The sequence below is a fragment of the Streptacidiphilus sp. ASG 303 genome, from assembly GCF_020991365.1.
In the GTDB taxonomy this organism is placed as follows: domain Bacteria; phylum Actinomycetota; class Actinomycetes; order Streptomycetales; family Streptomycetaceae; genus Peterkaempfera.
The window spans coordinates 1-10997 of record NZ_JAJLRA010000008.1 but is presented as its reverse complement, the minus strand read 5'-3'; the positions used below and the strand labels follow the sequence as shown (position 1 = coordinate 10997).

At 77.1% G+C, this 10997-nt stretch carries 11 protein-coding genes, 1 tRNA gene and 2 rRNA genes; 9 read left to right on the top strand and 5 right to left on the bottom strand.

Features of this window, described 5'->3' with window-relative positions; genetic code table 11:
• Positions 1 to 157: 157 nt before the first annotated feature.
• Positions 158 to 1018: an amidohydrolase family protein gene (locus tag LO771_RS12970; protein ID WP_230652212.1), complete on the top strand. Its 861-nt coding sequence runs from the start codon at positions 158 to 160 to the stop codon at positions 1016 to 1018.
• A 91-nt stretch (positions 1019 to 1109) separates the two neighbouring features.
• On the opposite strand, the gene LO771_RS12965 is transcribed toward LO771_RS12970, so the two are convergent.
• Positions 1110 to 1310: a hypothetical protein gene (locus tag LO771_RS12965; RefSeq protein WP_230651700.1), complete on the bottom strand. Its 201-nt coding sequence runs from the start codon at positions 1308 to 1310 to the stop codon at positions 1110 to 1112.
• A 308-nt stretch (positions 1311 to 1618) separates the two neighbouring features.
• Positions 1619 to 2710, bottom strand: a complete 1092-nt coding sequence (locus LO771_RS12960; RefSeq protein ID WP_230651698.1) for an LLM class flavin-dependent oxidoreductase — start codon at positions 2708 to 2710, stop codon at positions 1619 to 1621.
• A gap of 308 nt (positions 2711 to 3018) precedes the next feature.
• Here LO771_RS12960 and LO771_RS12955 point away from each other — a divergent pair, with 308 nt between their 5' ends.
• The 8 genes from LO771_RS12955 to LO771_RS12920 all read left to right on the top strand — a co-directional run bounded on the left by LO771_RS12955 (position 3019) and on the right by LO771_RS12920 (position 9416).
• The gene (locus LO771_RS12955; RefSeq protein WP_230651695.1) at positions 3019 to 4305 is read left to right on the top strand and encodes a multidrug effflux MFS transporter; all 1287 of its coding nucleotides are present in this window, start codon (positions 3019 to 3021) and stop codon (positions 4303 to 4305) included.
• 176 nt (positions 4306 to 4481) lie between these two features.
• A complete protein-coding gene (locus LO771_RS12950; RefSeq protein WP_230651692.1) occupies positions 4482 to 5162 on the top strand; it encodes a GPP34 family phosphoprotein in 681 nt (226 codons plus the stop codon).
• Between the two features lie 94 nt (positions 5163 to 5256).
• A tRNA-Lys gene (locus tag LO771_RS12945) sits at positions 5257 to 5329 on the top strand.
• Positions 5330 to 5561: 232 nt separating this feature from the next.
• The gene (locus tag LO771_RS12940; RefSeq protein ID WP_230651690.1) at positions 5562 to 6476 is read left to right on the top strand and encodes an ADP-ribosylglycohydrolase family protein; all 915 of its coding nucleotides are present in this window, start codon (positions 5562 to 5564) and stop codon (positions 6474 to 6476) included.
• A 529-nt stretch (positions 6477 to 7005) separates the two neighbouring features.
• Positions 7006 to 7497 (top strand): hypothetical protein, encoded by a 492-nt coding sequence (locus tag LO771_RS12935; RefSeq protein ID WP_230651687.1) that lies wholly within the window; start codon positions 7006 to 7008, stop codon positions 7495 to 7497.
• A 148-nt stretch (positions 7498 to 7645) separates the two neighbouring features.
• Positions 7646 to 7921, top strand: a complete 276-nt coding sequence (locus tag LO771_RS12930; protein ID WP_230651684.1) for a UBP-type zinc finger domain-containing protein — start codon at positions 7646 to 7648, stop codon at positions 7919 to 7921.
• A 5-nt stretch (positions 7922 to 7926) separates the two neighbouring features.
• Complete coding sequence (locus LO771_RS12925; protein WP_230652210.1) at positions 7927 to 8577, top strand: phosphoribosyltransferase; 651 nt, start codon at positions 7927 to 7929, stop codon at positions 8575 to 8577.
• Between the two features lie 122 nt (positions 8578 to 8699).
• Positions 8700 to 9416 (top strand): alpha/beta fold hydrolase, encoded by a 717-nt coding sequence (locus LO771_RS12920; protein WP_230651681.1) that lies wholly within the window; start codon positions 8700 to 8702, stop codon positions 9414 to 9416.
• Between the two features lie 118 nt (positions 9417 to 9534).
• On the opposite strand, the gene LO771_RS12915 is transcribed toward LO771_RS12920, so the two are convergent.
• The 3 genes from LO771_RS12915 to LO771_RS12905 all read right to left on the bottom strand — a co-directional run.
• Positions 9535 to 10575, bottom strand: coding sequence for an NAD-dependent epimerase/dehydratase family protein (locus LO771_RS12915; protein ID WP_230651678.1), 1041 nt, complete (start codon positions 10573 to 10575; stop codon positions 9535 to 9537).
• Positions 10576 to 10700: 125 nt separating this feature from the next.
• A 5S ribosomal RNA gene (gene rrf, locus LO771_RS12910) occupies positions 10701 to 10817 on the bottom strand.
• A gap of 81 nt (positions 10818 to 10898) precedes the next feature.
• Positions 10899 to 10997 (bottom strand): 23S ribosomal RNA (locus tag LO771_RS12905); the annotation flags it as partial.

Sequence of the window (10997 nt, the reverse complement as noted above, 5' to 3'; positions counted from 1 at the left end):
CGGGAACGGCGGCACGGACGGCGGCGGACCGGGAGCGGCCGCCGGCGCGAGCGGGGGCGACGGCACGGGAGCGGTCGGCGGACCGGCCGGCGCAGGCCCGGGCACGGACCCGGCGGCCGAGGCGGCCGAGGTCGCGGCCTTCCGCCGCGCCCTCGGCCTGCCCGGCCTCGTCGACGTGCACACCCACTTCATGCCGGCCCGGGTCATGGACAAGGTGTGGGCGTACTTCGACTCCGCCGGACCGCTCACCGGCCGCCCCTGGCCGATCGCCTACCGGACGGCCGAGGAGGAGCGGCTGGCGGTGCTGCGCGGCTTCGGCGTCCGGGCGTTCACCGCGCTGCTGTACCCGCACAGGCCCGGCATGGCGGCCTGGCTGAACGCCTGGGCCGCCGACTTCGCCGCCCGCACCCCCGACTGCCTGCACACCGCCACGTTCTTCCCCGAGCCGGAGGCCGCCGGCTACGTCCGCGCGGCGGTGGAGGCCGGCGCCCGGGTCTTCAAGGCGCACGTCCAGGTCGGCGCCTACGACCCGGCCGACCCGCTGCTGGACCCGGTGTGGGGCCTGCTCGCCGAGGCCGGCGTCCCGGTCGTCACACACTGCGGGTCGGGCCCGGCCCCGGGCCGGCACACCGGCCCGGGCCCGATCGGCGCGGTGCTGGCCCGGCACCCCCGGCTGCGGCTGGTGGTGGCGCACATGGGCATGCCCGAGTACGCGGACTTCCTGGACCTGGCCGACCGCCACCGGCACGTCCGCCTGGACACCACCATGGCGTTCACCGGCTTCGCCGAGCAGGAGGCGCCCTTCCCGCGGGCGGAGCTGCCGCGCCTGAAGGACCTCCAGGACCGGGTCCTGCTCGGCACCGACTTCCCCAACATCCCGTACCCCTACGCCCACCAGCTCCACGCCCTGGCGCGCCTGGACCTGGGCGACGACTGGCTGCGGGCGGTCTGCCACGGCAACGCCGCCCGCCTGTTCGGCCTCGACCCGGACGGGGGCCGGGGCGGCGCGGCGGGCTGAGAGCCCGTCCCCGGACAGACGGGGGCTCCCGGGCCGCCGTCCCGTCGACGGCGGCCCGGGAGCCCCTGCGTGCCCGCTCCGGGCGCCCCGCCTAGACGTCCAGCGCGTCGATCGGCCGCCGCAGCACGAAGGGCACGGCGGCCGCGGGCAGCGCCGGACCGTCCCAGCTGGTGTGCCCGCAGCGGCTGCAGGCGTACAGGTTGCCGAACTCGGCCGCGGTGCCGTAGACGTGCTCGCACGCCGGGTCGCCCGGGCTCATCTCCACACCCCGCTCGATGACGCTCTCGCTCATGGCCGCCTCCCTCGCCCGTCCGGAAAGTCCTCCGCTTCCCGAACAGGCGAATGCCCTCGGCCGGGGGCGCACATGGGGGTGCACAAGAGGCGCACGGAATCGTTCCTCCCCGAGATCCGCGCGCCCCCGCGCCGGTCCGGCGGCCGGCCGGTCCGGTCCGGCACCCCGTCAGGACAGCTGCGCCGCAGGGCCGGCCGGCACTCCGGGGAAGGCGCGGCACCGGCACCCCCGGGGGGCCGCACCCGTTCCGTGCCCGGACCGCCTCGGCCCGGCCGGCCCCCGCCAGCCCCGCCCGGCCCGCCTCCGGATCAGCCCGCCGTGAGCCCGTACGCCTCCGCGATCATCCCGTAGGAGGCGATCCGCGCCTCGTGCCCGTGGACGTGCGAGGTCACCATCAGCTCCTGCGCACCCGTCCGCTTCCGCAGCTCCTCCAGGCCCTCCGCGACCCGCGCCGGCTCGCCGAGGACCACGTTGCCCAGCCAGTCGTCGAGGAAGTCGCGCTCCAGGTCGCTGTACGGGTACGCCTCCGCCTCCTCCGGCGTGGGGATCGGACCCGGGCTGCCGCGGCGCAGCCGCAGCATCGACAGGCCGCCGCTGCGGGCCAGCCGCAGCGCCTCCGCCGCGCTGTCCGCGGCGACCGCGCTCACGCCGATCACCGCGTACGGCTCGTCCAGCACCTCCGAGGGCCGGAACGCCGCCCGGTACAGGTCCAGCGCCGGCACCGTGTTCGCCGCGCTGAAGTGGTGCGCGAACGCGAACGGCAGCCCCAGCTCGCCCGCCAGCCGCGCGCTGAAGCCGGACGACCCCAGCAGCCACACCGGCGGGCGGCCCCCGCCGTCGGCCGACGGCCCCGGCACGGCCCGGATCCGCTCGTACGGGTGCCCGGGCGGGAACGAGCCGTCGAGGAAGGCCGTCAGCTCGGCGAGCTGCTGCGGGAAGTCGTCGGCGCCCTCGCCGCCCAGCCCGCGGCGCAGCGCCCGCGCCGTCGCCGGGTCGGTGCCCGGCGCCCGGCCCAGCCCCAGGTCGATGCGGCCCGGGTGCAGGGCGTGGAGCAGGCCGAACTGCTCGGCCACGGCCAGCGGCGCGTGGTTGGGCAGCATCACGCCGCCCGAGCCCAGCCGCAGGGTGCGGGTGGCCGCCGCCAGGTGCGCGATCAGCACCGGCGGGGAGGAGCTGGCGACACCCGGCATGCCGTGGTGCTCGGCCACCCAGAAGCGGTGGTAGCCCCACTCCTCGGTCCGCCGGGCCAGCTCGGTGGTGGCCCGCAGCGCCTCGCCAGGGGTGTACCCGGCGCCGACCGGCGCCAGGTCCAGGACCGACAGCGGCGCGGGCGCCGTCCCGCGCGCCCTGCCCCGGATCCGGTCCTCGTGCTGCTCCGCCGCGGTCCCGCTGCCGGCCACTGCGCTGCCCCTTCCAGGTCGTCCGTGTCGCATTCCTGTGCCGAACGGCTGCAACCCGCGGGCGGGACGCGCTGTTCCCGCCCGCGGGGGCGCCGTACGGTGTCAGTCGTCACAGCGGTACGCGCCCCTTACCCTGGCCGGGACCGGGACCGTCCGCCCTCCCCACCCCACCCCACCCGCACCTCGCCCGCTCCCCGGCCCGAGCGGTCCCGTTCCGCAGCCGACCCGGCCGGATCGGCCCCGCCCCACCCGCACCCACCCGCACCCGCCTGCACCAGCCCACCCCAGCCCAGGAGCCCCCGACCGGCATGCACGACACCCGCACGTCCGCCTCCCCCGCCGACCCGGCCCCGCCCCGCGCCCCCGCGAGGAGCGCGCCCCACCGCGCCGGGCTGCTGCTCACCCTCGTCCTCGGCTCGCTCACCGCGCTCGCCCCGCTGTCGATGGACCTCTACCTGCCGGGCCTCCCCCGCATCGCCGAGAACCTCGCGACCGGCGACGGCACCGTCCAGCTCACCCTCACCGCCTGCCTGCTGGGCCTGGCCGCCGGGCAGCTCGTGGCGGGCCCGCTCAGCGACGCGCTGGGCCGCCGTCGCCCGCTGCTGGCCGGCATGGCCCTGTACACCGCCGCGACGGCCGCCTGCGCCGCCGCGCCCGACGCCCGCCTCCTCATCGCCTTCCGGCTGCTGCAGGGGCTCTCCGGCGCGGCCGGGATCGTCATCGCGCGGGCCGTGGTCCGCGACCTGTTCGACGGGCTGGCCGCGGCCCGCTTCTTCGCGTCGCTGATGCTGGTGTCGGGCACCGCGCCGATCCTCGCGCCGATGCTGGGCGGCCAGCTGCTGCGCGTCACCTCGTGGCGCGGCGTCTTCGCGGTCCTCGCCGTGCTGGGGGCCGCGATCCTCGCCGCGGCGGCGCTGCTGCTGGAGGAGACCCTGCCGCCGGGGCGCCGCCACCGCGGCGGGCTGGCCGACACCCTGCGCACCATGCGGGGCCTGCTGCGGGACGCGTCGTTCGCCGGGTACGTCCTGTGCGGCGCCTTCGGCTTCGCGGCGCTCTTCGCCTACATCTCCGGCTCGTCGTTCGCCCTCCAGCAGGTGTACGGGGCGTCCCCGCAGACCTACAGCCTCCTCTTCGGCCTCAACTCCGTCGGCCTGGTGGCCGCCGGCCAGCTCACCGGCAAGGTCCTGCTGGGACGGTTCCGGGCCCACCGCGTCCTGCTCACCGGCACCGTCCTGCTGACCGCCGCCGCGACCGCCCTGGTCCTGCTGACCTCCCTCACCGACGCCGGCCTGCCGTGGATCGCCGCCGGGCTCTTCGCCACCGCCTCCTCGGTCGGCCTGGTCTCCCCCACCACCACCGCCCTGGCGCTGCAGCGCGCCCCGAGCGCCGCCGGCACGGCCTCGGCGCTGCTCGGCACCCTGCAGTTCTCCGCCGGGGCGCTCTCCCCCGTCCTGTCCGGGCTGGGCGGCGGACGGACCGCCGTGCCGATGACGGCCGCCATGCTGGCCATGGCCCTGCTGTCGGCCGCGGCCTTCCTGGCGCTGTGCCGCCCCTGGCGCCCCGCGCCCGATCCGCTCGCCGCCCGCACCGGCTGACGCACCGTCCGCCGTCCGGCCGCACGGACGGCGCGCCCGCACACCGGCACACCGGGGCCCGGCACACCGGCCCCCCCCGGCACACCGTCCTGGCCCGTCCCCGCAACCGCCGACCGCCCGTCCGGCGTGCTCATCCCTGAGCGAGGGGCGGACCCGCCCCGCAAGGAGGAACGACCGTGCACGGAGGACCCCGACCCACCCTGCCCGAGGAACTGCTCCTGCTCTGCGCCGACCCGGTCTCGGGGCGCCTGCGCCGCCCGCGGAACTTCAACCGGGTCCTCGGCGGGGCCCTCCTCGCGGAGCTGCTGCTCGCCGGGGCGGTCACCGTCGAGGGCAGGCGGATCACCGGGGTCCGGCCGATCCCCACCGGCGGACCCGCCGACGGCCTGCTCGCCGCCCTCTCGGCCGCCGGGGGCAAACGCGGCCGGGGCCCGAGGCTCGACCCCTGGGTGCGCAGGGCGTCCGTCCGCGCCGACCGGCCCCACCTCGACGCCCTGGAGGCCCGCGGCCTGCTCACCGCCCGCCGCCGCCGCATCCTCGGGATCCTCCCCTCCACGGTGTACACCGCCGTCGGGCACGCCGGGGTCCAGGCGCGGGCCGTGCACCTGCTGCACGGACTGGCCGCCGACGCACCCGGCGGCCCCACCGCCGCCCACGACCTGCCGGACCTGCGGGACCTGCACCTCGCGGCGCTGCTGGGCGCGGCCCGCCTCGACCGTCGGCTCGTCCGGGGGCCCGGCGCCCGCACGGTCCACCGCCACGTCCGGGAGCTGGTCCGCGCCACACCGATCGCCGACGCCGTCCGCCGCGTCCTCCAGTCCGACGAGTCCGCCGCCGCGAGCGGCTCGGGCGCCTGACCCCGGCCCCCGGCGCGCCCGGACGCAGCCCTCCGTACGGGTGCGCGGAGGTGCGGAGCACCCCTCCTGGTCAGGTAGGATGTACGTTGAGCGGGCGCCGCTAGCTCAACTGGCAGAGCAGCTGACTCTTAATCAGCGGGTTCGGGGTTCGAGTCCCTGGCGGCGCACAAGGGCACCACCGTTCGGAGCGGGCCCCCTCGGCATGCCGAGGGGGCCCGCTCCGTGCGTGCGCCCACGGCGGGAACCCCGCCCCACAGCCCCGCGCCGCCCGTCCGCGGCCGGCCCTCCGGCCCGGCCCGCCCTCCGCGGACGTCCGGGCGGCACCGGGCGGAATCCGCTCGCGGCCGGCTCCGCCGTGCGGCGAGAATGCCGGGGACCCGAGCCTCCGGGAGGGCGGCCGTGACCTACCCGCGACATGCACGCAGCAGCCTGGACGGGCTCGTCCTCGGCGACGCCTTCGGGGACGGCTGGTTCACGCTCTCCGGCGAGCCCGTGGAGGAGCTGTGGGCCGCACGGCGGCTGCGCCCCGCGCCGTGGCTGTGGACGGACGACTCGGCGATGGCCCTGGTGCTCTTCTCCCACCTCGTGCGCAACCGCGGGATCCGCCCGGACGGCCTTGCCGCGGAGTTCGCCGCCGAGTACGCGCGGGACCCGGCGCGGAAGTACGGGCCGTCGATGCACGGCGTGCTCCGCCGGATCGGGGAGGGCGAGCACTGGCGGACCGTGACGACCGGGCAGTTCGGCGGGCAGGGCTCGTACGGCAACGGGGCCGCGATGCGGGTCGCGCCGCTGGGGGCCTGGTTCAAGGACGACCTGGACGCGGCGGCCGAGCAGGCCCGGCTGTCGGCGCTGACCACGCACGCGCACCCGGAGGCCGTCGCAGGTGCGGTGGCCGTGGCGGTCGCCGCCGCGCTGGCGGCCTCCAGCGAGGGCGGGGACGCGCCGGATCGCGGGGCCTTCCTGCGCGAGGCGGCCTCCCACCTGCCGGACAGCGACGTCCGCTCCCTGCTGCTGGTCGCCGCAGGCCTCCCCGAGGGCACGTCGGTGCGCCATGCCGCATCCGTCCTGGGCTCGGGCCACCGGGTCTCGGCCCCGGACACGGTGCCGTTCGCCCTGTGGTCCGCCGCCGGCCACCTGGACGACCTGCCCGAGGCCCTGTGGCAGACCGTCGGCGGGTGGGGCGACCGCGACACGACCTGCGCCATCGCCGCGGGCGTCGTCGCCGCCCGCACCGGCACCGGCGGCGTCCCCGAGGCGTGGTGGGAGGCCCGGGAGGACATCCCCGCCCCGGACCAGTGGACGCCGCAGCCGTAGCAGGGACCGCAGCCGACGGAGCCGGCCGTCGGGACCGCCCCGTCCGCGGCCCTCGTCCCACCCGTCGCCGGGACGGAGCGCCGGACGTCCCGGGACCGCAGCGCACGGCCGCCGGCGGGAGCGGCGTCCCCGGGACGTCCGGCGGGACACGCGATCGGATGACACGCGGCCGTTTTGCGGGCGGCGGGCACGGGTCGTGCACTCCCCTGGAGGGGCGGGCCGCCGCAGGGCCGGTCGGGGGACATGCCGCCGTGCGCCCTGCCTGCGGCGCGGGAAGCAGCAGCGGTCCCCTCGCACAATCGACCGGGGGGCGTTCGCAGGAAGGCGGCACCGCCATGGACGAGCCGACGACCAGGGGCCGCAGACCCCGGCGGCCCTCCGGTGCAGCGCGGGGAGACCACGTGCTGCCGACCCTCACGGCCCGGCGGTCCGCCGGGCGGACGGCGGCGGGGGCGGGGTCCCGCCCGCACGGGCGGAGGCGGGACGGTCCGGAGCGGGCCGTACGACCGGAGGGAGCGGCGTGGACGCCATGACACACACGACCCAGGAGGCGCGCGGACGGCACCCGGGAGGCGAGGCGGTCCCCGCGCCCGGTGGGGCCTTGCCGGCCGGGACCGTGAAGGCGTCGGAGGCGGCGGCGGCGGCCCACCTCCCGGGCTGCCGCTGCCTGCTGCGGGGCGGTCCCGCCCCGGGGGGAACGGCGGGCCGGCCCGGCGTCCTCCTCCCGCCCCGGTCCGGCTACTGGTGCGAGTGCACGGCCCGCACCCCGGGCCTGTCCCGGGAGTTCCGGCTGGGGGCCCGGCAGGCGGACACCCCCGAGCTGGCCGTGCGGTGGCTGCGGGCCCGTGCGCGGGACGTCGCCGAGCAGTTCGGCCCCGCGTTCGCCGGACCGGTCCGGCACTGGCTCGCCGACGACCGCGAGCACCGGCGGGCCCGCGCGGCCCTCGCCAGGGGCGAGCCCTACGCCGTCTCCGTCACCGACGGCACCACCCGCTACGTCCTGTCGGCCCGGCCGCGCTGAGCGGGCCCGTCGCGGCCGCGCCCGGCCCGTCGCGGCGGCACCGCCCGGAGCCGGCCCGGCTCCGAGCCCGGGCCGCTGAGCTGGGAGAGATGCCGGGCACGGCGGAGGGTGAGAGGCTGGCACCGTCGCCGACGCGGGAGTCACAACGATGATCTGCGCACACCTGGCCGAGGCGGGCTCGACGGAGCCCCCCGGCATCGAGGACACCGACGGCGGTCCGGGCTGCCAGGACTGCCTGGCCGCGGGGCTGCACGACTGGGTCCACCTGAGGCAGTGCCTGACCTGCGGTCGCGTCGCGTGCTGCGACTCGTCGCCGCGTCGGCACGCCACGGCGCACTTCCACGGCACGGGCCATCCCGTCATCCGTTCGGCCGAACCGGGCGAGGAGTGGCGGTGGTGCTACGTGGACGACCTGTTCGCATGACCCCGATGCGCTTCCGCGACCGGCGGCAGGCGGGGCGCGCCCTCGGCGAGGAGCTGCTGTCCCGGCAGGAGGCAGGCGCCCTGCCCGACCCGCTGGTGTTCGGCCTGCCCCGCGGCGGCCTGCCGGTCGCCCGCGAGGTGGCCGACGCCCTCGGCGCACCCCTGGAGGCCCTGGTCTCGCGCAAGATCGGCGCGCCCGGCCAGCCCGAACTGGCCATCGGCGCCGTCGCGGGCGACGCCCCGCCCCTGTGGGACCGGGAGGCGCTGGCCTGGCTGCGGGCCACCCCCGAGGAGCTGGCGCCCCTCGCCGAGCGGGAGCGCCGCGAACTGCGGCGGCGCGAGGACCTCTACCGGCGGGGCCGGCCCGTGCCCGACCTGGCCGGCCGCACCGTCGTGGTCGTCGACGACGGCCTGGCCACGGGCTTCACGGCGCGGGCCGCGCTGCGCTCGGTGCGCGTCCACCACCCGGCGCGCCTGGTCCTCGCCGTACCGGTGGGTTCACGCGAGGCCGTCGCGGCACTGGGCCGGGAGGCCGACGAGGTGGTGTGCCTGTACGAACCGCGCTCGTTCGGCTCGGTCGGGCTCTGGTACGAGGACTTCGGGCAGGTCGACGACGAGGAGGCACTGCGGCTGCTGCACGGCGACGGCGGCGGCTGAGTCCGCGCACCTGCCCGGCCGGACCGGCGCCGCACGCAGCCGCACATACGCACCCGCACACACGCACGCAGACTCCCGCGTGGGAACAGGACGTGGCGGCGGCCGTGCGCTTCCATCGGATCATGAGACTGCACGCCCGCGCCTGGGGATCCGGGGACCGCGTCGCGCTGCTGGTCCACGGCATGATGTCCGACCACCGCAGCTGGCGGCGGGTCGGACCGGCCCTCGCCGACCGGGGGTACCGGGTGATCGCCGTGGATCTGCGCGGACACGGCCGCAGTCCCCGCGGAACCGGCGCCACCCCGGCCGAGCGCTACGGCGCCGAGGCCCTCGCCCAGGACCTGGTCGACACCCTGCCGGCCGGGGCCGACCTCGCCCTCGGCCACTCCCTGGGCGGCCTCGCCCTCTCCCTCGCCGTCGAGAGGCTGCGTCCGCGCCGCGCGGTCTACTCCGACCCGGCCTGGTGCATTCCCGGCCCGGGGCGCGGACTGGGGCCGGAGGGCTTCGCCTGGTTCCGCACGGCGGCCCGCGAACAGATCGCGGCCCTCAACCCCCGGTGGGAGGCGGCCGACGTCGACATCGAACTCGACACCCTCGCGCTCTGGGACCCGGACACCGGCGGCGGGCTCTCCGACCTGGCCGGGCGGGCCGTCCTCCCGGAGCGGCCCGCCGTGCCCTCGCTGGTCCAGCTCGCCGACCCGAGCTTCGTCGTCGGACCCGCCCACGCGGCGGAACTGGCCCGCCGCGGTTTTGAGGTCCGTGTCGTCGCCGGTGCCGGACACACCATCCACCGCGACGACCTGCCCGGTTTCCTCGCCTCGCTCGACGGATGGATCTGAGCGCCGGATCCGGCGGCCGTTCCGGGGGTCGGTTCCGGCGGTCGTCCCCCGGTCCGCCCGCATGCGCCTCCGCGCCCGCGCCGCGCCGTACCCGTCGGCGGGTACGACCGCCGGTGTGTCAGCTCCTGGAGTCGCCAGCCCGTCCGGACACGGCTGCGTCCCACTCGGCGAGCAGACGGGACTCCTTCCCGGGGTCGATCCCGAGCGGCGTCTCCCCCTGCATCCAGGGCCCGGCATCCGCTCCCCGCCCGCGCACCCACTCCCAGGTGTCCCGCACCGTCTCGGCGACCGGACGGCAGTGGAACCCCCGTTCCCTCGCCGCAGCCGAGGACGCGAGCCACACACCGTCGCCGCCCTTCCCGAGAGGCATCCACAGCGGCAGCTCCGTCCACGGCTCGACCCCGCGCTCGGCCAGGAAGGCGTCGTCCACCCACACGGGCTCCGCGTCGGAGCCGGTGACCGCCGTGCAGTCGCGCAGCAGGTCGCCCCAGGTGGTGTTGGAGCGGACGCCCGTCACCAGGAACCGCCCGGTGGCCCTCTCCGACAGCGCCCCCAGCATGAACGCGGCGATGTCGCGGACGTCCACCAACTGCATCGCCCGGTCCGGGGCGCCGCCGACCAGGACGCGTCCGCCTCGGGCGATCCGCTCGAGCCACCAGGGGAGTCGGCCCACGTTGTCGTACGGACCGACGATCAGGCCGGGGTTGACGATGAGGACACCGCCGTCGAAGTGCTGCTCGACCGCGCGCTCGCAGCCGGCCTTCAGCGCGTTGGGCGGTACGTCGCCGCGTTCGGCGTCGGGAGGGCACGGGTGTCGCGGGGACCGCTCGTCGACCGGCTCGGCGGGCCAGTCCGCGTAGGCGTGGCAGGAGGAGACGAAGAGGTAGGTGTCCGCGTGGCCCGACAGGATCCGCGTTGTCTCCCCCACCACCTTCGGCACCCCGCCGCGGGTGTCCACCACGGCGTCCCACCGGCGCCCCTCCACCAGGGCCCGGAGGTCGCCCGCCACCTCCCGGTCGCCTCGCACCGTCTCGACACCGGGCGCGTCGGGGCCTGACAGGCCCCGGTTGAAGGTCGTGACGCGGTCACCCCGCTCCAGTACCTGCGCCACGAAGGCACGCCCGAGGAACTCCGTCCCGCCGATCACCAGAATGCGCATGCGCCGAGCCTGCCCCGCCGGGACGCCGGCCTGTATCGGGTTCCGCCCTGAGCGGATCGTCCGAGGGCGGACATGCGAAAGGGCCCCGCTGCCGTTCCCGGCTGCGGGGCCCTCCCTCAACAATTGTTCGGCGGCGTCCTACTCTCCCACAGGGTCCCCCCTGCAGTACCATCGGCGCTGTAAGGCTTAGCTTCCGGGTTCGGAATGTAACCGGGCGTTTCCCTCACGCTATGACCACCGAAACACTATGAAACTGTCAACCGCCCCCGGCCACAGGCAATGCGGTCGTGGTTTCAGAACTACACAGTGGACGCGGAGCAACTATGGACAAGCCCTCGGCCTATTAGTACCGGTCAGCTCCACCGATCACTCGGCTTCCACACCCGGCCTATCAACCCAGTCGTCTACTGGGAGCCTTACCC